Origin of the sequence: Bacillus fonticola (genome assembly GCF_012955605.1) — a bacterium.
Taxonomy (GTDB): Bacteria; Bacillota; Bacilli; order Bacillales; family JC228; genus Bacillus_CG; species Bacillus_CG fonticola.
The window spans coordinates 1,012,679-1,037,397 of the sequence record NZ_CP052135.1; the positions used below are offsets into that span (position 1 = coordinate 1,012,679).

The following is a 24,719-nucleotide window of genomic DNA, read 5'->3' on the forward strand; positions in this document are numbered from 1 at the left end:
TTTTGCATTTTTGTCATTTTAGGAGATCCGTTCAATAACTAATCGCTTCCCTGTCGTACAAGTGAATTCAAAGCGATCCGTCATTTTTCGAAAGTAGCCAAAATGGTGCTGTACTCCGCAAATTTGTTCTCCGTTATCGAATATGAGCATGTTTACGCCGTGTGGACTTCGCTGCGACGACAAAAAGGACAAATGATTATGGCAATAGATACAATCATAAAGAGAGAAGCCAAGTGAGTTGAGCGTAGTCAAAAACTGTATAAACGCATCCTCATGAATGTCATCCAATAAGTGATCTAAGGAATGAATAAGCGGTTTGCGTATCCGCACTTTTTCCTCGCTAGATAAGGAAATGAGTGTGGATTGAAGGTTGAGCACCCCATCTTCTTGCACAATACCGGTACGCCATTTCCTTCCATCAAACCATTGTGCCTCTACACCAATCCATTCGTCTAATAAATGAGCATCCTCTGTTTCCTCATCAAAAAACACCCACTGGCCGTTCAAAAATTCTACAGTCCCTTCATTGAACGCACGAAGTTGGCTATTGAAAAGTTTTGCTCGATTTTGATTCAATGAAAAAACCTCCAGCCTAGCGTATGAAACGTCGTTTTGTTTTATCTCCGAAGAATCGAAAGCTCGTCTTTCTTTCGGTCTCGAGCATCGTTCGCATTCTACCCATTGTTAGCTTATTAGAGAGACGATGAAAAGGTGTATCTTTCTTTTTCACCATTTCCATGAAAGGGCACTAATAAACGTCATATACATGGTAAAAGCGCACACCTGTCTAGGCGACACATAAACTACATGTGAATTTGCTTTAACTCGGATGAAAGCGTCAAGTGGATTGAAGATTGACACTAAGGAGTGAAAGTCTATGTGTGGTATTACCGGATGGAGTCACTTTCAAAAAGATCTATCAGTAGAACAAAGTGTAGTCAATGAGATGGCGAACACCCTCTCGCGAAGGGGACCAGATGAAACGAATACATTTGTGCATCCTCGAGTGTTGTTTGGACATAAACGGTTGATCGTTGTCGATCCGAGTGGTGGACGACAGCCCATGACACGAACAAGTGAAGGCAAAGCGTTTACACTCTGCTACAACGGTGAATTGTACAATACGGAAGATTTGCGAGCTGAATTAAAAAGAAAAGGCTATACATTTCAAGGGCACTCGGACACCGAGGTTCTCTTAAACGCATACGTAGAATGGCGAGAGCAAGTAGTGGAGTTTCTAAATGGGATCTTTGCGTTTGCAATTTGGGATCCTGACAAAGAGCACGTATTTGTTGCGAGAGATCGTCTCGGTGTGAAACCACTTTTTTATGCGGAGAAAGAGGGGTTTGTGTTTGGATCTGAATTAAAGGCGCTCTTAAAGCATCCTTCTCTTCCGGCGAGGGTGGGTCATGACGGTCTTCGTGAGGTACTCGGGTTAGGGCCATCACGTACACCGGGTCACGGAATATTTGAAGATATTCACGAATTACGCCCAGCGCATGCTTGCACGTATTCAAAGGATGGGCTGAAAATTTGGCGTTACTGGGATGTGAAAAGTGCGCCACACGAAGATTCACTAGAGGAAACAGCAACGAACGTACGCACTCTCTTCGTCGACGCGGTAGAAAGACAACTAGTGAGTGACGTGCCCCTTTGTACATTTTTATCTGGAGGAGTCGATTCGAGTGCCATCACTGCTATTGCCTCCAATTACTATAAAAAACACGGTAAAGGAAGCCTTCATACGTACTCCATCGATTATGAAGAAAACGACCAATATTTCACAGCGAGTAAGTTTCAACCGAACGACGATGCCCCTTGGGTAAGGAAAATGGCGGAAGCGTTCGAAACGAATCATCACAACAGCATCATCACGCAAGAAACACTTGCAGAATACTTAACGGAAGCAGTGCACGTTCGGGATACACCTGGTATGGCCGATGTAGATTCTTCACTGCTCTGGTTCTGTAAGCAAATAAAGAAAGACTTTGTTGTCGGGTTGAGCGGAGAGTGTGCAGATGAGATCTTCGGCGGTTATCCTTGGTTCCATAACCCTGATGATCGAGATCGAAAACACTTTCCATGGATGCGCTCCACAGAGGCAAGACAGCAGTTGCTCCAATCGAAATGGCGCGATCGACTAGATTTAGAGACTTACGTACAAGAGCAATACGAAAAAACGATGAACGAAACCCCTTTACTAGATGGGGAAAACCAACTGGAAACGAAGCGCCGGCAAATGTTTTACTTGAATATGCACTGGTTTATGACCAATTTACTCGATCGTAAAGACCGCATGAGTATGGGCGCAAGTCTTGAGGTGCGCGTTCCGTTTGCAGATCATCGTCTCGTGGAATACGTTTGGAACATTCCATGGGAAATGAAAATGACTGGGAACCGCGAAAAGGGGATCTTACGGAAGGCACTCGAAGGGATCTTGCCAGACGAGGTTTTGTATCGAAAGAAGAGCCCGTACCCGAAAACTCATCATCCAGCGTACACAAAAGCCGTACAGGATTGGGTGAAAACACTCGTTGTCAAAGAAGACAGCATCCTTTTTGAACTCTTTGATAAGAAACAACTGAACGACCTGATCGAAACCGGAGGAGCAAGTTTTGACGTTCCGTGGTACGGTCAACTAATGAGTGGCCCACAATTGTTAGCCCATTTAGGCCAAATTCACGTTTGGTTCCGGGACTATCATATTGATTTAGTAGAGTCTTAGGCTAAATGTAGCTTCTATAAACTTTGGATGATAAGAAAACGTTGAATGGCTTGTGAGCAGGAGGCTATTCGGGCGTGAAACCAGATTAAACGAGCGTGAATCCAGACTAATGATGGTCCGTGCTAGCTCCTCACAAAACACAGAAAGCCACTCCTTTAGTAGAGTGGCTTTGTGTTGCTATGATGCGGTACTTTTCGTTTCGGAGTCTTTCTTTTTAACAAACACTTTCGACATCCATACTCGCGATCGCCAGCGTAGGAGCATGAGGATTCCGCGCAACCATTCGTCAGCAATGAAGGCGATCCAAATGCCGACGAGACCGAGACCGAATACAATGCCGAGAACGTACGAAAGCGTGACGCTCACACCCCACATCGACAAAATCCCCATATAAACAGGGAAACGGACGTCGCCAGCGGCCCGCAGCGCATTGATGACGATTAAATTAAAAGAGCGTCCAGGCTCTAGGATGACGGTCAGCCAAATTAGAACTGTACCCAACGCTATGATCTCTGGATTGTCTGTGAAAATTCCGAGTAATGATTTAGAAAAAATGGAGAAGAGTAGTGCCATTCCAAGAGATACGGCGATGGCAATTTTTAAGCTTCGCAAGCATCGCTTATAGGCTTCCTCCATTTGTCCGGCGCCGATTTTATGTCCGATTAAAATTTGCGTTCCTTGTGCAATCGCGATGGCGAATAGGAAGATGAACATCATCAAGTTTTGCGTGTACACTTTCGTCGTTAAAGCGAGAGTACCCATTTCAGATATGAAGCGCGTAATCACAACTTGCGATCCGTTATAAGCCAAATTCTCTCCAGCAGACGGAATACCGATTTTAAGCAAATTTTGCAGATGTTCTTTTGGCAACCGGAACAAGAATGCCCATGGAAGTGGAGTGGGCATTCGTTTCATGAGCACCACAACAGCCACCACCACCCCGATAGCGCGCGAGATGGTAGTCGAAAATGCGACGCCTTCTACACCAAGTACCGGGAAGCCAAACGGGCCAAATATCGCGAAATAGTTACCTATAACATTTAAGATATTCATACCGATCGTTATATACATGGCATCTTTTGTATATCCGTAACTCCGTAATATGGCACCGACTGTCATAATGAGAGCTTGCACAAAGGCAAATCCACCGACAATTCTTAAATAAGCATCGGCCTCTAAATATAAACCGTCAGGCAACCCCATCATTCCGAGGATGCCGTTTGTAAATACGAGCATCAGTACGCTTAAAATGAGACCAAAGATGAGGTTTGCCCCTAGAGAAACGACGGCAATTTCCTTCGCGGTTTGCTCGTTTTTAGCCCCTAGATTTTGAGCGATTAAAATAGTAGTACCTGTTGCGACAAAACCGAACATCACAATGATGAGCGAAACAATTTGGTTAGACACACCAACTGCAGCTACAGAGTTATCTGAGTAGAGACTTAGCATCAGTGTGTCTGCATTTCCCATTAGCATGTACAGCATCACTTCAATAAAAATCGGCCAAGTAAGGGCAAACAGCGTCATTTTCTTTTGGGAATCAATTTGATTTTTCATGGTAGTCACCTGTAATGAAGATGAGAGGCAGGATGGCTGCCTCTCATCTTCATTCCGTTCTTTCTAATTTAGCGTGAAACAAGCCGAAGCTCTTTGCAGGACAAATCAGTGTCCCTTGCGCAAGTGTCATCCCACCGTCTGGTCCTACCGCTGTGTAAGCGTCGTCTGGAAGCGTGAGTTCAAAAGAAGATGCTCCCGGATTGACAGCAACAAGTACAGACTGTGTCGCATTTGATTTCGTGAAGGCTACTATATTGCTGTCATACAACCAACGCAGTTCACCTTCGTTTGCGAAGAGAGGTTGTGAGTGTCGTAGTTGAATGAGTTGCTGAATGAGCGCTTTTAGTTCTGTATCTTGCTCCGCGTCATCCCAGGGCATACACTTGCGGCATCCTGGATCCATGCCACCGGTTAAGCCGATCTCGTCTCCATAATACAAACACGGTGAACCAGGAGACGTCAAGAGTAATGTGAAGATTGCCTTCACCATGTCTTTGTCCTCGTTACATTCCGTCAAAATACGTGGTGTATCGTGGCTACCGACAAGGTTGAAGAGCACATCGTTTACCGGTTGCGGGTAGTCTTTCCACACGCTCGTCATTTTCTCTTGGAACGTAAGTGGCGATAGACGTTTTCTACTAAATAAATCGAGCAAATTCGTTTGGAACGGGTAATTCATCACAGCGTCAAATTGTTCGCCACGTAACCAATTGATAGAGTTGTGCCAAATCTCTCCTAAAATATAAACATCTGGTTTAATAGATTTTACTTCGTTTCTGAATTCCCGCCAAAACGCATGATCCACTTCGTTAGCCACATCTAACCGCCATCCATCAATATCAAACTCTCGCACCCAGTAGCGACCGACTTCTAATAAGTACTCTTTCACCTCGGGATGTTCTGTGTTCAATTTCGGCATGTTAGGTGTAAAGGCGAACACGTCATAATTAGGACGTGGCTCAAATTGCAATGGAAACTCATGCACATAGAACCAATCTTTATAGCGGGAGCTTTCGCCATTTTCGACGACGTCTTGCCACTGTGGGAAATAGAAACCGCTATGATTAAATACGGCATCTAACATGACACGAATGCCACGCTTGTGACACGCTTTTACGAGATGCCGAAACGTTTCTTTATCGCCGAACTGCGGGTCGATATCCAAATAATCAATCGTGTCGTACTTATGATTGGACGTAGCAGTGAAAAGCGGTGTGAAATACAGACCGTTAATACCTAACTCTGCTAAGTAATCAAGATGGTCGATCACACCTTGCAGGTCACCACCGAAAAAGTTAGCAGGTGTTGGATCTGTACTGTTCCATTCAAGTGTATGTTTCGGATTTAAAGAATGGTCACCATTTGCAAAGCGTTCAGGAAATATTTGGTACCAAACAGTGTCCTTTACCCAAGCTGGAACGTTATACGAATCTACTGGATTTAAAAATGGAAAGCAGAAGAAGTAGCCGTTATCATCTAACACTTCATCGTAAAATCCTTTTTCGCAATAGAAAAGACTTTCAGTAGCGTCTTCCAGTAGAAAAGCATATCGCATTCGACGGAAGGGTGGAGCCACTTCTATGAGCCAATAATCAAATAAATCATCGTGTCCCACTTTACTCATCGCTTTTGTTGTAGATTGCCACCGCTCCTCTTGCCAATCGTACGGGTCACCGAAATGAAGGGTAACGGAAGTAACATCCTCCTTTTTTGTGCGCAAACGGATGTGCAATAATTCCTTGGTGCAAGCGTATGCATCAGGTTGTGTCGGATTGTGTAAAATTGCCTCTTTAAGCATAACGAACCCCCCTGTTAAATTAGTTCAAGCCTATGAAAAATGAAGGAGAAAGTCAATGAGAGATCTACAAAACGGGAAAACTAGTTCAATATGAAAAAAAGGTTGTCAAAACGAAATATCACGCTATAATGAAGTTGTGCAATCGTTTTCATTGAGGAAACGGTTTTTCTTACAGTGAATTTGTAAGGGCTACCAATAGTCGTGTTAACGTTTGCGAGGGAATTACAGAAAATTCATTTGGAGGGGTCAAAATGAAGAAATTTTTCTCGCTTTTTTTTATGATGATGCTTGTGGTTGTCGTCTTGGCGGCGTGTGGACCTAGCCGTGAAGAGGTTCAAGAAGAAGGCGGTACCGAAGAAGAAAACGAAAATGAAGGACTGGCTGAAGGGGAAGAACCTGAAAAGCCAGAGAGCTTAACTGTTTGGGTGAACGATCAAGATGTACAATTAGAAGCGCTCGGACAAATTTTTGACAAGTATGAAGAAGAAACTGGTATTACTATTGAAGAAACACCAATGAGTATGCTAGATCAAGTAGACGCGATTTCGTTAGACGGACCGAACGGCAATGGACCTGATTTATTCTACCAACCACATGACCGCATTGGTGATATTGTACAAAGAGGACTCGCAGCACCAGTTGATTTAAGTGATGTGGAAGATCAATATACGAGTGCAGCACTTGAAGCAATGCAAGTAGACGGAGAATACATGGGAATTCCAATGGTTGTTGAAACTTATGCAACGTTTTATAACAAAGATCTTGTCAGTGAAGCACCTGAAACGATGGAAGAGGTTATGACAATCGCTGCAGAACAGACGAGCGGTGAAAACTACGGGTTTTTAATGGAAGCAGCAAACTTTTATTACACATACCCGTTCTTAGCTAGCAACGGCGGTTACGTCTTCGGAGGCGAAGCAGGTAGCTACGATATAGAGGACATTGGATTAAATAACGAAGGCTCAGTTGCTGGTGCAGAAATGATTCAGTCTTGGTATGAAAATGGATACATCCCGACTGACCTCACAGCTGATATTTTGAACGGCTTGTTCCAAGAGGGCCAAGTAGGTGTCGTCATTAACGGACCTTGGATGGTGCGTGATTACAGTGCTGCTCTTGGAGATAGTTTAGGAACAACCATCTTGCCAGCACTTGATAATGGTGAAACACCAAAATCATTAGTCGGTGTAAAGGCTTGGTTAGTGTCTGACTACGCTGAAGAAAATCGTCAATATTGGGCAGCAGATTTAGCGAAATTTGTTTCAAACGAAGAGAACTCTCTCCTTTACTTTGATATTGCAGGAGAACTTCCAGCGAACAGCGTAGCACTTGAAAGTGAAGCGGTAACTAGTGACGAATTAATTAGTGCGTTTGCCGAACAAATTCAATATGGCGAACCAATGCCAAACAACCCTGAAGTACAACAAATTTGGGAACCGATTAATAACGCTTTGTCGTTCATTGCACAAGGTGAACCAGTAGAAGACGTATTAAACGAAGCTGTCGAGATCATAAAAACAAATATTGAGATTGCCAATCAGTAAGAAGTTTACGCTATTCAGAGTAGTTTTTTGCTAATGCGACTAGGTGGAGGGGAGCACTGTTTCCCTCCACCTCACTCTTTCGTAAAGGGGGATTTCCAATGCCAAGGGATCTAACAAAGAAAAAGAAGCTGACAGGATCCGTACTCACTGCAACCATTTTATCTGTCCTATTCGCAGGACTTGGTCAATTGTACAACCGTCGCTACATTAAAGGGGTCTTATTCATTATTCTTGAACTTTCCTTTCTTATCACGCTAGGAAACTTCATTACTACAGGACTATGGGGAATTCGTACATTAGGGGTGTATGCAGGAGAAGATCATTCGATTCTCTTACTCATTGAAGGGATCATTGCCCTCCTTATTCTGGTGTTTGCACTCGTCTTATACGTGTATAACATAGTAGACGCGAAGAAAAACGCCGAACGTCGAGTGGCTGGGGAACCGAACCCGTCTATTCGTAAATCTTTAAAGGATGGCTGGGACCTAGGCTTTCCGTATATTTTTGTGACACCGGGTCTCATTATGTTGACGTTTATCGTGATCTTGCCCATTCTGTTTACGTTAGCTCTTGCTTTTACTGATTATACGTTCAATAACCAACCCCCTCGTAACTTGCTCAGCTGGGTTGGGTTTGATAACTTTGCTAAATTGTTTGAACAAGACGGTATTTGGCGTAACACGTTTATTAGTGTGTTTGCATGGACAATTGTCTGGACTGTTGTCGCGACGACGTTACAAGTGGGACTCGGATTGTTCCTCGCTATTTTAGTCAACGATCCGCGCGTGAAATTTAAACGCCTTATTCGTACTATTCTTATTCTTCCGTGGGCAGTCCCAGCGTTCGTAACGATTCTCGTGTTTACGGCGATGTTTAACGGAAACTTTGGCGCCATTAACCAAGATATTATGGAACCGTTGTTCGGAGTCACAGTTCCATGGTTAGAAGATCCGTTGTACGCAAGAATGGCACTTATTATGATCCAAACTTGGTTGGGATTCCCGTTTGTATTTGCGTTATTTACGGGTGTTTTGCAAAGTATTTCAAAGGATTGGTACGAAGCTGCGGACGTCGATGGGGGATCACGGTGGCAAAAGTTCCGGTTTATTACGTTGCCGCACGTATTGTTCGCGACAGCACCGCTTCTTATTATGCAGTACGCAGGGAATTTTAATAACTTTAATATTATTTACCTCTTTAATGCAGGAGGACCACCTGTTCGAGGGCAAAATGCGGGTGGGACAGATATTTTAATTTCATGGGTATACAACTTAACGTTTGAATTGAATCAATACAACATGGCAGCAGCCATCTCGATTATTCTCGGTTTGCTAGTAAGTATCTTTGCATTCTTCCAATTTAGAAAAACACGCGCGTTCAAAGAGGAGGGTGAAATGTAATGACCAGGAAGCAAAAGTCAGCTATTGAAGTGACGATCATCTACCTCATTTTGGCACTGATGGCGATCATTATTGGTTACCCTCTTCTATGGACAGTTGGGGTTTCTTTAAATGAAGGAACAAGTATGTTTAGTGCAAGTGTGATTCCAGATAATCCTTCATTAGAGCACTACTTGTGGCTATTCACCGATCCGTCATCAGATTATTTGATCTGGTATAAAAACTCACTGATTGTCGCCGTTGTGAACTCTGTCGTGTCCGTTGCACTGACAGCATTTGTTGCGTATGCGTTTAGTCGGTATCGATTTGTTGGGCGCAAGTATGGTTTATATGCGTTTTTGCTCCTACAAATGTTTCCGTCACTAATGGCAATGGTCGCGATCTACGTGTTGTTGAATATGATCGGTTTGTTTGACTCATTGATCGGGCTTATGCTCGTTTATATCGGCGGGCAAATTCCCTTCAATGCGTGGCTCGTAAAAGGATATTTTGACACATTACCACGAGAATTAGACGAAGCTGCAAAAATGGATGGCGCAGGACACTTTGGAATCTTTTTCCGAATCATCTTACCATTGGCAAAACCTATTTTAGCGGTAGTTGCTCTATTTAACTTCATGGCACCGTTTATGGATTTCTTGCTACCACGAATTATATTACGAGACCCAGAAAATTTCACACTAGCTCTAGGTCTGTTTAATTTTATTAACCAACAATTTGGAAGTAATTTCACTCGATTCGCAGCCGGTGCCATTCTGATCGCCCTCCCAATCGCCTTAGTGTTCTTATTTCTTCAAAAATGGCTCATTGGAGGACTGACAGCAGGGGGGACAAAGGGGTAAGATGGAGAAGATGAAATGAAAAGGAGGGAAGCAGAGTGACTAAAAAAACCTTAGCTCTGTTTCTCATCTTGTGTCTCCTAATCCCTACAACGACATCGTATGTAGCTGCTGAAGAGGATCGACAATGGCAAGATGAGATGATTTATTTTTTAATGGTGGACCGCTTTGCAAATGGGGACCGTTCTAATGACTATGAAGCTGATGTAGGTGATCTGACGACTTACCAAGGTGGGGATTTTCAAGGAATCATTGATAATTTAGATCAAATCCAGTCAATGGGATTTACGACGATTTGGTTAACACCGGTAGTAAACAACGAAAAAGGTGGCTACCACGGCTATTGGACGGAAGACTTTTATGAAACGGAAGAAAACTTTGGAACGATGGAAGAGTTCAAAACGCTTGTCCAGGAAGCGCACGACCGAGGAATGAAAGTTATTTTGGATTTTGTTGTGAACCATACGGGACCGAATAACCCGTGGGTAAACGATCCTGAGAAAGCGGACTGGTTTAACGAAGATCAGCCTATTTATGATGAAGACGACATCGAACAGCGTGAAAATGGTTGGCTGTTCGGTTTGCCGGATTTGGCACAGGAAAATCCGGAAGTCGCGCAATATTTAATCGATGCCGCCAAGTTTTGGATTGAAGAAACAGACATTGACGGCATGCGGTTAGACACGGTGAAATATGTACCAAAGGATTTTTGGCGCCAATTTTCTAAAGAAGTGAAGTCTGTCAAAGAGGATTTCTATTTGCTCGGGGAAGTATGGGATCCAGATCCGCGTGGAATTGAGGAATATACAGGACTCGGTATCGATGGGTTTGTCAACTTTCCTTTAAACGATGATTTACGCCAAACGTTTGTTGAGCCAGACTATCCGATGAAACGATTACTCAACAATTGGGAGTTAGCGCAGGAATATTACGAAAATCCGTACCTCATGGGGAACTTTATCGACAACCATGATATGACTCGCTTTACGAGAGAAGTGGTGGAAAAAAAGCAATACCCTCCGACGCGATGGAAGCAGGCATTAGCATACATGTATAGCATTCCAGGTATTCCCATTGTGTATTATGGCAGTGAAATAGCACTCGATGGAGGAGAGGATCCTGACAATCGTCGTATGATGATGTTTGGTGGAGAAAACGAGGAACTCATCCAGTATATTGAAAAACTAGCTGAATTACGGACAGATCTCCCTTCTCTACGTCGGGGTGATATGAAGGTGCTGTATGAAGACGGCGGACTCGTCGCTTTTCAGCGGCAATACGAAGATGAAACAGTAGTGGTCGTTTCTAATAATACATCGGAAACGCAAAAAATAACGTTTCCAGTTGATCAATTTGAAGCAGGAAAAGAACTAAGTGGCTTGTTAATCGGCGATATTGTTCGGGAAAAAAACGGGGAATTTAATATCGTGTTGGATCGTGAAGAAACAGAAATTTATGCGTTGCGAGACGAGACAGGACTAAACCTACCATATATTTTATCTCTAGGAGCTGTCTACGCTTCGTTCATCACGTTTATCGTCCTAGCATGGAGACGCTCGAAGAAGAAAAAAACTTCGTAAGCATGGGGTTCGTTTAGACCCGTCTGACATTATCGCTGAAGGGGAGGTCTTTAAAACGTGGCAGTTACAATAAAAGACGTGGCAAAACTGGCTAACGTTGCACCGTCTACCGTTTCCCGTGTGATTGCCAATCATCCTCGTATTAGTGAGGCGACAAAGCAAAAAGTGCGAGAGGCGATGAAAGATCTAGGCTATCATCCCAATATGATTGCGCGAAGTCTAGCCAATCAATCGACAAAATCCATCGGGCTTGTGATGCCGTCATCAACTGATGTTGTGTTCCAAAATCCGTTTTTTCCGACGTTACTTCGCGGTCTGTCAGAAGGGGCACACGAGAAGCAATACGCACTCCATATGACGACAGGAAAAACGGAAGAGGAAATTTTTCAAGGTGTCGTCAATATGGTGCAAGGGCGCCAAGTCGACGGTGTCATTTTGTTATATTCTCGTATAGAGGATCGCGTTCTTACTTATTTGCAAGAGCAGCAGTTTCCATTCGTGGTGATTGGTAAGCCCTTCAAACAAGTAGAGGAAATTACGCATGTTGACAACGATAATTTCCGAGCGATGAAGGAAGTAACAGAATATCTGCTTTCTCTAGGGCATCAGCATATCGGTTTTGTCGGCGGGGATTTACATCTTGTTGTGACGATTGAGCGCTTGCTAGGTTACGAAAAAGCACTGCGAGACGCTGGGCTAGATCTTGTCGACGATTATGTAATACACGAAGAGTTTTTGCGCGAAGGTGGGCAAGAAGCTGTACTGGAATTAATGCAGCTTGACGTTCGACCGACAGCACTCGTTGTCGCAGATGATTTAATGGCGTTAGGTGTACTGAACACTGTTGAGGAATACGGATTACGTATTCCTGAGGATCTTTCTATTATCAGCTTTAATAACGTGCTATTTTCAGAAATGTCGCATCCACCGCTAACAACCGTGGATATTAATACGTTTGACCTTGGGTTTGAGGCAGCTAAAAGCTTAATATTGAAACTGGAATACCCGAAGGAGCCAATAAAGAGAATTATTGTACCGCACGTCCTTGTCAAGCGTTGTACGGAAAAAAGGATTGAGGTGTAAATATGTAAAGTGCAGAACTCATCGTACATAGTTCTGCACTTTTTCTTATAAGTGATCCGTTTTTTTCGAGTAAGTATTTTCCGGTTTCTTCGCTTGCTTTTGGGCGAGTTCCCGTTTTTGTTCCTGCTTTGCTTGGTTATCAAAAGGTTTTTTGTCGTTATCTGATGTTTTCATACTAGGAAGGCACCTCCTAGTGGGTAGCGTACCTCAAAATGAGAGGGTTATACTTTTCACGGCAACGAATCGCAACGAATCGTCCAACCAGTTCGCAGCTTTCTCCATTTAAACCATACTTTTCATTCAGCAAGTAGAGACGGTTTGTATTCATTTAAAAAGAAGACAGCTAGCGTGCCTGGGCCAGCGTGCGCGCCGATTGCTCCTCCAACCAGAGAAGTGACGAATGTTTTGCACCCGAACTGTGCCTGAATTGATTCTTTCATTTCTAGGGCAAGTTCTTCATGATCTCCGTGACTGATTCCAATCACTTGATCCTGCAACCTATCCCCACGCTCTGCCATTAACTCTAACATACGCTTTTTCCACTTTTTGTTACCACGAGTTTTTTCCAACGGGACGAGTGCTCCGTTTTCTACGTGCAACAATGGCTTTATATTGAGAAGTCCTCCTACAAACGCAGAAGCTTTAGAAACACGTCCACCTCTCATGAGTGTTTCTAATGAATCCACTGTGAATAAATGTTCCATGTGTGCCATGCGAAAGCGAATGTCATCTGCTGTTTCAGCGAGGGACGAACCGTTTTTAGCCCGAGCAACGGCTTCTTGGACGAGGATTCCGTAACCGAGTGATGCGCACTTCGTATCAATGAGCTCACAACGGAAGTCAGGATACTCATCCAGTACTTCTTGTAGCGCCAGTTGTGCAGATTGATGTGTGCCTGATAGTACAGATGACAAGGTTAAGCAAAGTACCTCTTCCTTCTTTAAGGCAGCTTTTCTAAAAGCCTCTGCAAATGTTGTCGGAGAAGGTTGGGATGTGCGCACAACTGCCCCTTGTCGTAGAGCATCATAAATTTCCTTCGGTTGAATATCGACTAAATCGGTGTAGCTTGCGTCATTGAACTCAATTTGTAACGGGATGAGCGTGACTCCTTCTTTTTGGAAGAAGTCTTGTGGAAGATCACAAGCACTATCGGAAAAAATAGAGAACATCCGTATATACCCCTTTTCTTAGATTATGTCAAGTGTATCGCAAACGGTTTGTAGATACTAGATACAAAATAGGCAAAACTCTTATTGACTTTCGTAGACGCGTGCATGACAATAGCCAGTGGTGTTTCCGTAACGGAGAAGTGAAAATGAAGGAAGGTGCCGGCACATGGTGTTAATGGAATCGAAAAAAATCATTGTCGTCCTCATCGGGGCATTTTTAAATGCTCTCTCGATGAACTATTTTTTAATTCCAGCAGACGTTTTTGCAAGTGGGTTTACTGGACTGGCTCAATTACTATCAAGTGTATTCGACCAATACACAAACTTTGCTATATCGACAGGAATTTTGTTGTTCCTGTTAAACATTCCGGTGATTATTTTAGGGTGGAAAAAGGTCGGAAAATCTTTCACGTTATATAGCTTAATATCTGTTGCCCTCACGACGTTTTTTTTAGAAATTATCCCCGTACAAGCGCAATCGACGGATATTTTATTAAATGCTGTTTTTGGTGGGGTCATCGCTGCGATCGGAGTTGGTTTTACGCTAAAATGGGGGGCCTCGACTGGAGGAATGGACATCATTGCCATGGTTCTTTCCAGAATGAAGGATAAACCTGTAGGGACGTACTTCTTCGCATTGAACGGATTAATTATTTTGTCTGCAGGTTTAGTGTTTGATGCGGAAAAGGCGTTGTATACGTTAGTGACGTTGTATGTGTCTACACGCGTTATAGATGCGATTCATACACGGCATGAAAAGCTAACCGCCTATATTATTACGAAGAAATCAGAGGAAATGAAACAAGCGATCCATGGAAAACTTGTACGCGGTATTACGACGATTCCTGCTAAAGGTGCCTTTACAAATGAACAAAAAGAAATGATGATGATCGTGATCACACGCTACGAGCTGTACGACCTTGAGCACATTATTAAAGAAGTCGATCCAAGTGCCTTTACGAACATTGTGCAAACTACAGGGATTTTTGGATTTTTCCGTAGAGAATAAAATGAATTTGAACGAATTGAACATACTAAGCATACGACACGCAACATGTGAGGAGTGAGGGCAACATGAAATACCTCTTCTGTGCGCTATTCGTATGCTTTTCTTTTATGCTACCAATCGAAACGTTAGCTTATCAGGATGAAGCAAAAGGAAACGAAACGTTGCAGTGGGACGTCTTTGTTGAAGCGAGACAGGAAGAAGCCATCTTCGAATTGCGTTTGTATAATGCTGGAGAAGAACGAGAGGAAATCAAATTTGAAACCGAGCAACTGTATGAATTACAAGTGTATACAAACTCTGGTGAATCTATTTATACATGCTCCGCGGATAAGCAATTCTCGGATAAACCAATGACAAAGACAGTAAAGCCTCTAGAAACACTCACCTTTAAAGAGGTATGGACCTATCCATCGGAAAAGGAGTTACAACCCGGCACGTATAAAGTAAAGGTCACCTTGTTAGCGAGTGAGCTGAATGGAGAAAAACTTGAGAAAAGCGTATGGATAGATGAAGAAAAATGGGAGTTACCCGAACGAAATGAATCTTTCCGTCGTATAAGAACGTATGGGGAGGAAGGGCATTATGTAGTCAAAGGGGAAGCCAACGTTAATTCTGGCGTGTTTTATTTTACAGTAGACGATGGTCATACCATGCTTGTAGATGAGAAAGTGCTCACCGTGCAAAAGAAAGAAGGATGGGTACCGTTTCGCGTAGAGATTACAGTTCCTCCATCATCCCTTCCCGATAATGGAGCAGTGTTAGCTACATTTTATGAGCGAAGCATAGATGACAATACGATTATTCATGCTTACCCGATCGTGTTAGAGACGTTTTATGAATAGAGACCTTTCGTCAACCCTTCATCGAAATTATGGTGGAGGGTTTGTTGTACTTTTTGGCTGACGAGTTAGCCTCTTGGGTCCCCGGTTCAAAGGATCAAATGTCGGTGCCAAAGGATCAAATCCCCGATTCAAAGGATCAAATTTTCAGTTCCCGTAAATAGAAAAAGTGTGAAGAAACATAAAGTTTCTCCACACTTTGGTAAAAAGTTTTATTGTTGGCTCTGGGCTTCCTGTAACTGCATTTGCATTTTGCGAAGCTGTTCTTGTTCTGCAGGCGTGCTATTGGCATATGCAGAGGACAGCGCATTTTTCGCCTCTTCGATTGTTCGATCACCAGCAGATTGATTTTGTAATGAGGCGATGGATTGGGTTACCTGTTCTTTAGCCTGTTGGAAAAGCTTGTTTCCCATCTGTTAATGTCCCCCTAGAGAACTGTTCTTTACATTTTGCATTTTTTCAGCTTCCGCCTCAGCATACGTTGAATGGTACGTAAACTGTTGATCATGCTGCTTCACCGCGTTTTTCCCTTGTTGAACAAAACGTCTGGAATGTTTTCCTTTACCCATCCGTATCCCCTCCAAATCGCTTTTGAAGACGTAATATGTCTTCTCACGTAGTATGTGCACAGGAGAGTGTAGCCACACTGGAAGGTTTTAGACCAGACTGCGTTTTCGCGATTTACTAAAGCGGGTGTGTGGAACTGAAAAAGTAGTCGTTTAAAAATGCGGCGACCCCGTTTTGTTCATTAGTCAATGTCACTTCATTCGCGACTTGTTTGACTTCAGGTGTAGCATTGCCCATGGCTACACCGATCCCTGCGTATTCAAGCATTTCTAAGTCGTTGTCCTCATCACCAAATGAGATGATACGTGACGATGGGATATCGAGTTCTTTCGCCACTTTTTGGATACCAACCGCTTTATGGATCCCTGCGTGAACTACTTCAATGACATGCCACGGAGCAGCCCAACGGCGATGATCAATGACTTCCGCATGAGCCTCAGACAAATGGTGACGAATCCCATGTACATATGACTCCGGTGCATGAATAAGCATGCTGGTCGGGTCCGTTGTCAAATACGAACGTAAGTCACCTGTCGTCATTTGCGGGTTACCCATCGTAAAAATGTCTAAAAGTCGTTCGTCATGATAGTGGAAGTAGACATCGTCAATCACCTCCGCAATAATATTATGGAAGTCAAATTGGTGACAAGCTTCTACAATGTCATGAGCCACTTGCATTGGTAAAGGTGTATGTGACAACTCATAGGAATTATCGAGCGGATGATGAATATATGCACCATTAAAATTGACGATGGGCGTTTGTAGTTGAAGTTCTTTATAGTATGGCTCACTGGAACGATAAGGTCGTCCAGTCGCAATCATGACAGCGTGTCCTTCCCGTTGAAGACGGTGAATCGCCTTTACAGTAGGTGTGTCGATCGTTTTCTTATCTGTAAGTGTCGTTCCGTCTAAATCAAGAACAATAAGATGACGTTTCAAAATATCGTACTCCTTTTATAAATCAATTTTTTTGTGGTTGATCACTCAAACTATCCTTAAGTAGAACATACTCACTAACTAAATTTCATTTCATTTTGTCCAAACAAACTGGTAAGGATATTTACTCTATTCATGATACACTTTCTATATGAAGAAAGAATAAAGAAAACTTTTTGGTTTGTAAATGGAAAGGAAGTTTTTAGTTTGATTCAAGTTGATGATCGGCTCATTAATGGGATTCCAGTTTTGGAGGTTGTTTCCTCATCTATAGCTGAGGAAATGTTACCGACGTTTGTGTTTTTTCATGGGGTGACAAGCGCTAGAGAACATAATTTGCACGTCGCTTATCACGCTGCCAATCAAGGTTATCGTGTCATACTCCCGGATGCACTAGCACACGGAGTTCGTGAGACCGAGACTTTAACGAATGAATACATCGGCAAACACTTCTGGAGAATTGTCCTTACTTCGATTGCAGAATTAAAGCAGTTACGAGCAGTCTACATAGACGAAGGGCGTTCAAAGGAAGATCATTGGTTAGTTGGCGGTACTTCTATGGGAGCCATTACTACACTGGGTGCGCTCACTCAGTACAAGTGGATTTCGGCTGCCGCAAGCTTTATGGGCTCACCTTCGTATGTAGATTTTGCAAACGGTCTTTTAAACTCTATTGGAAGAGAGAATATTGGGATCGCGCAAAAAGAAATTGACGCCATGTTGCAAAAATTGGACGGATATGATTTAACACGCCATCCTGAAAAACAAGAAGATCGCCCACTCTTCTTCTGGCACGGTTCGAACGATCAAGTTGTCCCAATTCAATATGCAAAGACGTATCACACATCTCATCCCGAACATACGGTGTGGATTGAGGAAGCTGATACCGGCCATAAAGTGTCGCGCACTGGATTAATGGCATTTTTACAATGGAATCAACAAGTGCTCCCCATATAAAAAGTCGAAAAATAAGGCCAACTTTGGTATGCTAATAACAGGTTTGAAAATAGAAAGCAGAGGTGTATAGTCATTGGAACTAAACGAAGAGATGAAAGAAAGTATCCTGGGCGCACTGGAAGAAGTCATTGACCCTGAGTTAGGGATCGACATCGTGAACCTAGGCTTAGTATACGAAGTAGATATAAGCGATGAAGGCAAAGTGATCGTAACTATGACTTTGACTTCAATGGGGTGCCCACTTGCCGGAACCATTGTTGAACAAGTAAAAACTGCCCTTGCAGATTTGCCTGAAGTAAAAGAGACGGAGGTAAATATCGTGTGGAGTCCGCCATGGACGAAAGACCGCATGAGCCGTTACGCTAAAATTGCACTTGGAATTCAATAAGAAAAAGGCTTCCTCGGGTAAGAGGAAGCCTTTGCTATTTGTTAGGAAAACAGCCAATACGATAATATGACTATTGGTCCGACGATAAAGCAATACATTGCAAAATATTTCAAGTTTCCTCGTGCCATAATATTCATAAACCATCGTAGAGAATAGTATGATGCGATAAATGAGGCTATAAAGGCAAGGGAGTATGGGATAAGTAGTTGCCCTAGCTGGTTGTCGTTTGCAAAGTCAGAAATACCAAGGACCATACCGCCTACGCTGACAGGAATATAGAGCAGAAATGAAAAGCGTAATGCCGTATCTTGCTTCATACCAAGAAACATCGACGCAACAATCGTCGCACCGGAACGGCTAATACCAGGGATGAGTGCGACAGCTTGTGCTAAACCGACGATAACTGCATCCTTCATAGATAAATCGCCCTCTTGTTTTCGTCCACGTAAATTCCGAATAAGCCACAAGAAGGTTCCTGTTATTAGCAATGTGATGCCAATCGTAACAACACTCGTTAAGTTGTCTGAAATCCAGTCATTAAACAATAAACCAAGTACCCCAGCGGGAATAGTCCCAATAATAAGGTAGACAATAAAATTAAAATCGCTCTTGACAGACGGATCCTTTGTACGTAAGTAATGAAGCCCATTTGTCGTTAGACTCCACAAAGTCTCTCTATAAATTAACAAAACAGCAAAAAGAGAGGCTGTATTCATTAGTAATTCGAAACTTAACCCAGTAATTTCAATTCCCAAAAAGTACTTCGCTAATAATAAATGCCCGCTAGATGAAATCGGGATCGGTTCTGTAAATCCTTGTATTAAGCCAAGAAACGTGTACTTCAAAAGTTCAAGAAATGCTTCCATTAAGTAATTCCTCCCTAAGCTAGGCCCTAATCCACCCGTTACTATTTAACACGAATAGGTAAAGTGTGTAAAGAGGTTTAAGCACTCTCTTTCCGCGTACAATAAGGGGAGCGGGTGTGTTTTCAACACAAACGTACATTTTTTAGCTCAACACTGTTGGGTGTCTAAAGAGGGGGACAATCATGGGACAGTCACATCAATTTAAAGCGGGGGACCATGCACCGAATAATGGCATTTACGTCGAAGTTGGCGAGACGAATAGCATGGTCCAAAGTCCACAGAAAATAAAGCTGAGAAAAGGTGACCGTTTTCCAGAAAACAAAAACCACAATCGTGTCTGGACATACAAGAGTAAATTTAAATAACAAAAAAGAGCCTGATTCCGCTAATAAGGAGTCGGCTCTTTTTTTGTTTTACTCGTGTACTTCGTTCTCGGGAAGAAGGCTAGGGACGATGGATATCAATAGCGTAAATCCAATAGATAAAATGAGTCCAAGTGTGAAGTTATACACTAGACCGTTCATTGAACTTACAACATATGTCACCATTTGTGCTAACAGAAATGACCAAATGAATGTCCAAATAAATTTCATGTTCGTTCCTCCAGTTTACAACCTATTACTGTAAGAGTACCATAATGGTTCCTCTTTGAAAACGTTTCAGTAGGATTTTGTCCAAACGTTTTTGACTCGTAGGACATACACTATGGGGAAAGAGGGATGCATATGACACATAAACAACAACTTGAATGGTTTGACGTCGAGGAGAGTTGGCATGTGCTTCTGTTTCCTGAAAAGCCGAATGGATTCCTCCTATTTGTGTTCGGGGATGCGGGGCATACTGTCGGCGACCACCAGGCAACCTGGCTAGAACATCCAACACGTTCACTATGGTTAGAATGGTTCGCCAAAATGGGCTATACCATTTGTTTAACGCAGCCACATCCGAAGCATTGGGGGAGTGAGCACGCGACGAAAACGATCAAACGGCTCATTCACGTCGTTACTAAAAAGGGAATTTTCAATCAACGTGTCCATTTATTCGCAGAAGGTATGGGGGCTTTGTTGGGATTTGATCTACTGAGAAATGGGTTCCCAGTAAGATCGGCATTTTTTGTCAACCCTATTCTTTCTTTAGAAGAAAAATTTCAGCGGGAACAAAGACACGTGTTTTTCTTTAAACAATGGAAAAAGGATGTAATGGAGGCCCATGACTTACACGATGATGAAACGTTCCAACAAGTAGTGGAGGCAAAAGAGGATGACATTCCACATCATGTGCCTATGCGTTGGTGGTTTTCCTCACATCAGCCAGTTTCACCCTATTTGCAAAAGCTTCAGGCAAAAGGACTTCCCCCTTCCATTACAGTCACGTTAGGGGTCCCGGAATTGTTTCCTCATGTTGGCGAAAGAGCAGCACGTTGGTTTGCTCTTTACGAAAAAGAATTGTAATCCTTCCTCACATGATACCGTATAGTGGAGTAATGGGACATAATTTGAGGAGGATTCCTTATGGACAAGGTGATGATCGTAGGGGCCTTTCACCCTTTAGGATTTGAGTGTGTAAGAAAGTGGATCGATGAGGGAATTCCCGTCTTGGCGCTTCCGCTTACAGAAGCAGAAGAGAGGGAGCGAGAACAAAAGCAACTTTATTTTGGAAGAAACGCTAATTTTCACACCATAAATCGGGAGGAATTCGTTGAGCAAATGAAAAATTCCTCCTTCCAAATAGAGTGGAGTGGTGCGGATGTGTTAGTAGTAGGCGACGTTGGGGAACTGCGAGAATGTGCGTTCTTGAAAAGTGATTGGACCGATCTAGCTATCAACAGGTGGTGCAGTATCATCAATTGTGCGGAACACCCCTTAACAGATCCAAGCGAGATGCTTACTTCATTACCTGGAGAAACGCACTTATTTTTAACACCCAATTTGTATACTTTGGATGGTACCTTTGTCAAAAGCGGGGAAAGAATAGATGGCATTTTGGAAGACGCGCTATCAGTTGAAGAAGTGGCAAATTACGTGTATGAGCAATTTGCGGTCAGTACGGCGAAACTGACTTTTTTACAAAGTAAAACAGGCAAACAAGCTCGAAAGTGGGTAGCAAGTGGAAATGAAGCAGACTGGAGTCAATGGCCTCCAGATCACGGTGATATAGAAGAACGTGGTGTTGTTGCCACTATAAACTCAAGCTCTTCTGAAGAAAAACGAAAAAACGCATTTTTGCAAGCTTATCAATCAATTCGATCACAGTGAGATGGATGAGTCCGGACCAGGGCCAGGAATCCACGTACTATAGCACCGGGAATTGCGGATAGACGCGCGAACCCGGCGGATAGAACCCGGAAAGTGAGAAGGGGCGGTTTCGCTGACCAACCGCCTTCCGCTTTTCGTTGTCTAGCTGCAGGCGGTAGCGAACCGCACGTCATTTCAGCCCCTCCGAGAAAGTTAAAGAGCAACTTTCCCTCCGGTTCTGAGATGAGTGGGTTTCGCTGACCAACCGCCTTCCGCTTTTCGTGAAAAAAAGTATCTTTTCAAGTATTCTAGTCGGCGGTACAATGGAATTATGTCGAAAAAAGGTGAAATTGGACGAAACGATCGATTGTAAGTCCTGCTATTGCCCTTCTCCTCTATGACGAGGGATGACAAAAGACGCGACCCAGATCAAAAGGGACTAGCGATCTTGGAGAGGAGGCGAACCGTTTTTGAGTTTGCTGAAAATTGGATTCCTCAGTCTTTTCGTGTTTGTTCTGGCAGGGTGTCAAGGCGGGCTACCAGCGGATCAAGAATCGCCGAAAGTAGGTCTGCTCGTGCCGGAAACCATTAATGACCAAGTTTGGGGGACAAAGGGGTACCGGGGACTATTGTCTATTCAATCCAAATATGATCTTGATGTGTACTACAAAGAAGACGTTGAATCTGAAGCCGCGATTAAACAAGCTGTTGTTGAATACGCTTCAAAGGGTGTGACGCTTCTCTTTGGACATGGAAACCAATATACAGAAGTTTTTAATGAAATTGCCAGTACATACCCTGATATACAATTTATCAGTTTTAACGGACAAGCTACGGAAGTCAATACGACATCACTTCAATTTGAAGGACGGGCGATGGGTTTCTTTGGAGGGATGGTGGCCGCTGCGGAAAGCGAGACACGTCGAATCGGTGTATTGGCCGCGTTTGATTGGCAACCAGAGGTGACTGGTTTTGTGGAGGGTGCTGCTTATGAAGCAGAGGATGTCGAAGTGTTTGTCGAGTACGTGGAGAATTGGGATGATGAAGAAAAGGCGCTTCAACAGCTGGACACTTTATTAGCCAAACAGGTGGACGTTGTGTACCCGGCAGGCGATGGGTTTAATGTACCCGTTATTGAAGAAGTGAAGGAACGTGGCTTATATGTTATTGGCTATGTATCCGATCAATCTGATTTAGGGGAAGCGACCGTTTTAACGAGCACGATACAGCAGGTTGATCAACTATACGAACTTGTAGCAGATAAGTATTTAGAAGGCGAGTTAGAGGGAGGGAACCCAACTTTTGATTTTCAAGATGGTGTGATTTCTCTTGGGGCGTTTAGTCCAAATGTAGGAGAAGAAGTGAGATCTCGTGTAGAGGAAGAAATTCAGAAATTTATTGATTCAGGCGAACTTCCAAAATGAGTAATGCTGTAAGAGGACACATGAGCAGTTGCGCTTTGTGTCCTCTCTTTTTTATGTGGAAAAAGGGGCGGAGTTACGCAGAACCTTAACATCATGTTCATTGTCCTATTAGAGAACAACTTCGGATACTTAATCCGGTAGTTATTTAAGGCTTCACTCGCACCTCCTTGATCACAACTAGACTGCTTTATGATGAGTTTCCACGCATGGCTGAGTGCTATGCTCATAAATGTTTTGTATTGATTTGTCATCTCACTTTTTTAAAAGACGTTGAATAAAAGGCTCAAGTTTTGTCATCATTGGCTTTAGATGGGATGCGCTGTTCATCAAGGAATCGATTGTACCCATCATTTCCTTTGAGTTTAATTTACTAAATAAAGAGTCTAAGTCCAGAGCTTGAGCCTCCAACTGCTTTTTTTCAGTATGAGATTCGTCTTCCTCATCCTCTTCTTTCGGTTCCTCTTCGGAAGTCTCTTCTTTTTCTGATCTATCCCCAAAGAGGAATTTTGCCATCTTCTCGTCCATTTGTTCATATCTTGAACGTTCTGCCATCTCCATCACCTCCTCTCTGTTTGTGTATGCATAAAGGATGGAAAAGGTTTAGACGATTCCCCAGTTTTCATAAAAAGTGTAGGACACTTGACGAAGAGGAAGAGTGTGAGTAGACTAAAATTAGTACCTAGTCATAGGATGAAGTTATAGCAAAGTTCAACACATAACTCGTAAATATGAAAAGTTACAAAGCGAAGTAAGGGAAGAGAACTTGGTAGTGAAAGAAATGCGGTGTTTATGACACATCACCGCGCTAGGCACATACCTTTGGGGTGAGCCACGGGCGGACCAAAAGGAGATGACTGAATTGATCAACGCGGGGATACATGGTGTAGGTCGCTACGTTCCGGAGCAAGTCTTAACAAACTACGATTTAGAAAAGCGGATGGATACGTCAGATGAATGGATTCGGACAAGAACGGGGATCGAAGAACGAAGAATTGCACCAGATGACATCGATACGTCACATATGGCGGAAAGAGCTGCCCGAATAGCTTTAGATAATGCTGGTGTCAGTGGGGAAGATGTGGATCTAATTATCGTCGCTACTGTTACACCGGATCAACCCTTTCCTTCCGTAAGTTGTCAGCTACAAGAACGATTAGGCGCAACAAAGGCAGCCGCTATGGACCTAAGTGCCGCTTGTTCTGGTTTTATGTACGGTATCGTAACAGCTAGTCAGTTCATCCAAACGGGTGCTTATCGACACATCCTCGTCATCGGTGTGGAGAAGCTATCTAAGATTACGAACTGGGAAGATCGAAATACGGCCGTTTTGTTTGGAGACGGAGCAGGAGCCGTCGTCATGGGACCTGTATCTGAAGGCAAAGGAATTTTATCCTACGACCTAGGATCAGATGGTTCAGGCGGAAAGCACCTGTACCAAGAGGGCGATTTATTGTACATGAATGGCCGCGAAGTATTTAAGTTTGCGGTTCGTCAAATGGGTGAATCATGTGTGAATGTGATTGATAAGGCTGGTCTTACGAAAGACGACATCGATTTTCTCGTTCCGCATCAAGCGAATATTCGTATTATGAATGCCGCTAGGGAACGACTTAATTTGTCAGAAGAAAAAATGTCTAAAACTATAAAAAAATATGGCAACACATCAGCAGCCTCTATCGGTATATCTCTCGCGGAAGAGGTAGAAGCTGGTAAGATAAAAGACGGAGACCATATTGTACTAGTTGGTTTTGGTGGTGGATTGACGTGGGGAGCAATTTGTCTAAAATGGGGCAAATAATGAACT

General features: G+C 43.2%; 26 protein-coding genes. 15 read left to right on the forward strand and 11 right to left on the reverse strand.

Annotated features, from left to right (window positions below; translation table 11 throughout):
- Nucleotides 1-18 precede the first annotated feature (18 nt).
- Nucleotides 19-576, reverse strand: coding sequence for a DUF2777 family protein (locus HHK01_RS04970; protein ID WP_170006688.1), 558 nt, complete (start codon nt 574-576; stop codon nt 19-21).
- Nucleotides 577-877: 301 nt separating this feature from the next.
- On the opposite strand from HHK01_RS04970, the gene asnB reads away from it, so the two are divergent.
- A complete protein-coding gene (gene asnB / locus HHK01_RS04975) occupies nt 878-2,725 on the forward strand; it encodes an asparagine synthase (glutamine-hydrolyzing) (protein WP_170006689.1) in 1,848 nt (615 codons plus the stop codon).
- 177 nt (nt 2,726-2,902) lie between these two features.
- Here asnB and HHK01_RS04980 read toward each other — a convergent pair whose 3' ends face one another.
- Nucleotides 2,903-4,282 (reverse strand): MATE family efflux transporter, encoded by a 1,380-nt coding sequence (locus HHK01_RS04980; protein ID WP_170006690.1) that lies wholly within the window; start codon nt 4,280-4,282, stop codon nt 2,903-2,905.
- Nucleotides 4,283-4,331: 49 nt separating this feature from the next.
- On the reverse strand, nt 4,332-6,080 hold the full coding sequence (locus tag HHK01_RS04985; RefSeq protein WP_170006691.1) for a glycoside hydrolase family 13 protein: 1,749 nt from the start codon (nt 6,078-6,080) through the stop codon (nt 4,332-4,334).
- Between the two features lie 251 nt (nt 6,081-6,331).
- Between HHK01_RS04985 and HHK01_RS04990 the strand changes: the two genes are divergently transcribed.
- The 5 genes from HHK01_RS04990 to HHK01_RS05010 all read left to right on the forward strand — a co-directional run bounded on the left by HHK01_RS04990 (nt 6,332) and on the right by HHK01_RS05010 (nt 12,526).
- Entirely contained in the window at nt 6,332-7,624 is a 1,293-nt protein-coding gene (locus tag HHK01_RS04990; protein ID WP_170006692.1) for a sugar ABC transporter substrate-binding protein, read from the forward strand.
- A 98-nt stretch (nt 7,625-7,722) separates the two neighbouring features.
- Nucleotides 7,723-9,024, forward strand: coding sequence for a carbohydrate ABC transporter permease (locus tag HHK01_RS04995; RefSeq protein ID WP_170006693.1), 1,302 nt, complete (start codon nt 7,723-7,725; stop codon nt 9,022-9,024).
- Nucleotides 9,024-9,866 (forward strand): sugar ABC transporter permease, encoded by an 843-nt coding sequence (locus HHK01_RS05000; RefSeq protein WP_170006694.1) that lies wholly within the window; start codon nt 9,024-9,026, stop codon nt 9,864-9,866. Before HHK01_RS04995 ends, HHK01_RS05000 begins: the two co-directional genes overlap by 1 nt.
- A gap of 35 nt (nt 9,867-9,901) precedes the next feature.
- On the forward strand, nt 9,902-11,443 hold the full coding sequence (locus HHK01_RS05005; protein ID WP_228027663.1) for an alpha-amylase family glycosyl hydrolase: 1,542 nt from the start codon (nt 9,902-9,904) through the stop codon (nt 11,441-11,443).
- Between the two features lie 57 nt (nt 11,444-11,500).
- On the forward strand, nt 11,501-12,526 hold the full coding sequence (locus tag HHK01_RS05010; RefSeq protein WP_170006695.1) for a LacI family DNA-binding transcriptional regulator: 1,026 nt from the start codon (nt 11,501-11,503) through the stop codon (nt 12,524-12,526).
- Nucleotides 12,527-12,571: 45 nt separating this feature from the next.
- On the opposite strand, the gene HHK01_RS05015 is transcribed toward HHK01_RS05010, so the two are convergent.
- Together HHK01_RS05015 and HHK01_RS05020 are read right to left on the reverse strand one after the other, a co-directional pair.
- Nucleotides 12,572-12,700 carry a DUF3941 domain-containing protein gene (locus HHK01_RS05015; RefSeq protein WP_170006696.1) on the reverse strand — a complete coding sequence of 43 codons (129 nt, stop codon included), beginning with the start codon at nt 12,698-12,700 and terminating at the stop codon, nt 12,572-12,574.
- A 122-nt stretch (nt 12,701-12,822) separates the two neighbouring features.
- The gene (locus HHK01_RS05020; protein WP_170006697.1) at nt 12,823-13,695 is read right to left on the reverse strand and encodes a DegV family protein; all 873 of its coding nucleotides are present in this window, start codon (nt 13,693-13,695) and stop codon (nt 12,823-12,825) included.
- Between the two features lie 166 nt (nt 13,696-13,861).
- Here HHK01_RS05020 and HHK01_RS05025 point away from each other — a divergent pair, with 166 nt between their 5' ends.
- Together HHK01_RS05025 and HHK01_RS05030 are read left to right on the forward strand one after the other, a co-directional pair.
- The gene (locus HHK01_RS05025) at nt 13,862-14,704 is read left to right on the forward strand and encodes a YitT family protein (protein ID WP_170006698.1); all 843 of its coding nucleotides are present in this window, start codon (nt 13,862-13,864) and stop codon (nt 14,702-14,704) included.
- 65 nt (nt 14,705-14,769) lie between these two features.
- Entirely contained in the window at nt 14,770-15,546 is a 777-nt protein-coding gene (locus HHK01_RS05030; protein WP_170006699.1) for a BsuPI-related putative proteinase inhibitor, read from the forward strand.
- A 209-nt stretch (nt 15,547-15,755) separates the two neighbouring features.
- On the opposite strand, the gene HHK01_RS05035 is transcribed toward HHK01_RS05030, so the two are convergent.
- The 3 genes from HHK01_RS05035 to HHK01_RS05045 form a co-directional block, all read right to left on the reverse strand.
- A complete protein-coding gene (locus tag HHK01_RS05035) occupies nt 15,756-15,956 on the reverse strand; it encodes a DUF3813 domain-containing protein (RefSeq protein ID WP_170006700.1) in 201 nt (66 codons plus the stop codon).
- Between the two features lie 3 nt (nt 15,957-15,959).
- Entirely contained in the window at nt 15,960-16,112 is a 153-nt protein-coding gene (locus HHK01_RS05040) for a hypothetical protein (protein ID WP_170006701.1), read from the reverse strand.
- 115 nt (nt 16,113-16,227) lie between these two features.
- Nucleotides 16,228-17,052 carry a Cof-type HAD-IIB family hydrolase gene (locus tag HHK01_RS05045; RefSeq protein WP_170008664.1) on the reverse strand — a complete coding sequence of 275 codons (825 nt, stop codon included), beginning with the start codon at nt 17,050-17,052 and terminating at the stop codon, nt 16,228-16,230.
- 201 nt (nt 17,053-17,253) lie between these two features.
- Here HHK01_RS05045 and HHK01_RS05050 point away from each other — a divergent pair, with 201 nt between their 5' ends.
- Nucleotides 17,254-18,003, forward strand: a complete 750-nt coding sequence (locus HHK01_RS05050) for an alpha/beta hydrolase family protein (RefSeq protein WP_170006702.1) — start codon at nt 17,254-17,256, stop codon at nt 18,001-18,003.
- Nucleotides 18,004-18,094: 91 nt separating this feature from the next.
- Complete coding sequence (locus HHK01_RS05055; RefSeq protein ID WP_170008665.1) at nt 18,095-18,391, forward strand: metal-sulfur cluster assembly factor; 297 nt, start codon at nt 18,095-18,097, stop codon at nt 18,389-18,391.
- A gap of 41 nt (nt 18,392-18,432) precedes the next feature.
- Here HHK01_RS05055 and HHK01_RS05060 read toward each other — a convergent pair whose 3' ends face one another.
- Entirely contained in the window at nt 18,433-19,257 is an 825-nt protein-coding gene (locus tag HHK01_RS05060; protein ID WP_170006703.1) for an undecaprenyl-diphosphate phosphatase, read from the reverse strand.
- Nucleotides 19,258-19,439: 182 nt separating this feature from the next.
- Here HHK01_RS05060 and HHK01_RS05065 point away from each other — a divergent pair, with 182 nt between their 5' ends.
- A complete protein-coding gene (locus HHK01_RS05065; RefSeq protein WP_170006704.1) occupies nt 19,440-19,622 on the forward strand; it encodes a YjzC family protein in 183 nt (60 codons plus the stop codon).
- A 48-nt stretch (nt 19,623-19,670) separates the two neighbouring features.
- Here the strand turns inward: HHK01_RS05065 and HHK01_RS05070 are convergent, their stop codons facing one another.
- A complete protein-coding gene (locus tag HHK01_RS05070) occupies nt 19,671-19,850 on the reverse strand; it encodes a YjzD family protein (RefSeq protein WP_170006705.1) in 180 nt (59 codons plus the stop codon).
- Between the two features lie 132 nt (nt 19,851-19,982).
- Between HHK01_RS05070 and HHK01_RS05075 the strand changes: the two genes are divergently transcribed.
- The 3 genes from HHK01_RS05075 to HHK01_RS05085 all read left to right on the forward strand — a co-directional run bounded on the left by HHK01_RS05075 (nt 19,983) and on the right by HHK01_RS05085 (nt 22,915).
- Nucleotides 19,983-20,708 (forward strand): hypothetical protein, encoded by a 726-nt coding sequence (locus HHK01_RS05075; RefSeq protein WP_170006706.1) that lies wholly within the window; start codon nt 19,983-19,985, stop codon nt 20,706-20,708.
- 60 nt (nt 20,709-20,768) lie between these two features.
- Nucleotides 20,769-21,512, forward strand: a complete 744-nt coding sequence (locus tag HHK01_RS05080; RefSeq protein ID WP_170006707.1) for a hypothetical protein — start codon at nt 20,769-20,771, stop codon at nt 21,510-21,512.
- A gap of 449 nt (nt 21,513-21,961) precedes the next feature.
- Complete coding sequence (locus HHK01_RS05085) at nt 21,962-22,915, forward strand: BMP family ABC transporter substrate-binding protein (protein ID WP_170006708.1); 954 nt, start codon at nt 21,962-21,964, stop codon at nt 22,913-22,915.
- A gap of 252 nt (nt 22,916-23,167) precedes the next feature.
- On the opposite strand, the gene HHK01_RS05090 is transcribed toward HHK01_RS05085, so the two are convergent.
- Nucleotides 23,168-23,467, reverse strand: a complete 300-nt coding sequence (locus HHK01_RS05090) for a hypothetical protein (RefSeq protein ID WP_170006709.1) — start codon at nt 23,465-23,467, stop codon at nt 23,168-23,170.
- A gap of 310 nt (nt 23,468-23,777) precedes the next feature.
- Between HHK01_RS05090 and HHK01_RS05095 the strand changes: the two genes are divergently transcribed.
- Nucleotides 23,778-24,713 carry a beta-ketoacyl-ACP synthase III gene (locus HHK01_RS05095; RefSeq protein ID WP_170008666.1) on the forward strand — a complete coding sequence of 312 codons (936 nt, stop codon included), beginning with the start codon at nt 23,778-23,780 and terminating at the stop codon, nt 24,711-24,713.
- Nucleotides 24,714-24,719: the final 6 nt, after the last annotated feature.

Excerpts from the sequence above, each read along its gene's own strand:
- HHK01_RS05055 (WP_170008665.1), top strand. The coding sequence starts at position 18,095 with ATGAAAGAAAGTATCCTGGGCGCACTGGAAGAAGTCATTGACCCTGAG.
- HHK01_RS04990 (WP_170006692.1), top strand. The coding sequence starts at position 6,332 with ATGAAGAAATTTTTCTCGCTTTTTTTTATGATGATGCTTGTGGTTGTC.
- HHK01_RS05030 (WP_170006699.1), top strand. The coding sequence starts at position 14,770 with ATGAAATACCTCTTCTGTGCGCTATTCGTATGCTTTTCTTTTATGCTA.
- HHK01_RS05075 (WP_170006706.1), top strand. The coding sequence starts at position 19,983 with ATGACACATAAACAACAACTTGAATGGTTTGACGTCGAGGAGAGTTGG.
- HHK01_RS05020 (WP_170006697.1), bottom strand. The coding sequence starts at position 13,695 with ATGTTCTCTATTTTTTCCGATAGTGCTTGTGATCTTCCACAAGACTTC.
- asnB (WP_170006689.1), top strand. The coding sequence starts at position 878 with ATGTGTGGTATTACCGGATGGAGTCACTTTCAAAAAGATCTATCAGTA.
- HHK01_RS04995 (WP_170006693.1), top strand. The coding sequence starts at position 7,723 with ATGCCAAGGGATCTAACAAAGAAAAAGAAGCTGACAGGATCCGTACTC.
- HHK01_RS05060 (WP_170006703.1), bottom strand. The coding sequence starts at position 19,257 with ATGGAAGCATTTCTTGAACTTTTGAAGTACACGTTTCTTGGCTTAATA.
- HHK01_RS05040 (WP_170006701.1), bottom strand. The coding sequence starts at position 16,112 with ATGGGTAAAGGAAAACATTCCAGACGTTTTGTTCAACAAGGGAAAAAC.
- HHK01_RS05035 (WP_170006700.1), bottom strand. The coding sequence starts at position 15,956 with ATGGGAAACAAGCTTTTCCAACAGGCTAAAGAACAGGTAACCCAATCC.
- HHK01_RS04980 (WP_170006690.1), bottom strand. The coding sequence starts at position 4,282 with ATGAAAAATCAAATTGATTCCCAAAAGAAAATGACGCTGTTTGCCCTT.
- HHK01_RS04985 (WP_170006691.1), bottom strand. The coding sequence starts at position 6,080 with ATGCTTAAAGAGGCAATTTTACACAATCCGACACAACCTGATGCATAC.
- HHK01_RS05025 (WP_170006698.1), top strand. The coding sequence starts at position 13,862 with ATGGTGTTAATGGAATCGAAAAAAATCATTGTCGTCCTCATCGGGGCA.
- HHK01_RS05080 (WP_170006707.1), top strand. The coding sequence starts at position 20,769 with ATGGACAAGGTGATGATCGTAGGGGCCTTTCACCCTTTAGGATTTGAG.
- HHK01_RS05015 (WP_170006696.1), bottom strand. The coding sequence starts at position 12,700 with ATGAAAACATCAGATAACGACAAAAAACCTTTTGATAACCAAGCAAAG.
- HHK01_RS05090 (WP_170006709.1), bottom strand. The coding sequence starts at position 23,467 with ATGGCAGAACGTTCAAGATATGAACAAATGGACGAGAAGATGGCAAAA.
- HHK01_RS05065 (WP_170006704.1), top strand. The coding sequence starts at position 19,440 with ATGGGACAGTCACATCAATTTAAAGCGGGGGACCATGCACCGAATAAT.
- HHK01_RS05070 (WP_170006705.1), bottom strand. The coding sequence starts at position 19,850 with ATGAAATTTATTTGGACATTCATTTGGTCATTTCTGTTAGCACAAATG.
- HHK01_RS05000 (WP_170006694.1), top strand. The coding sequence starts at position 9,024 with ATGACCAGGAAGCAAAAGTCAGCTATTGAAGTGACGATCATCTACCTC.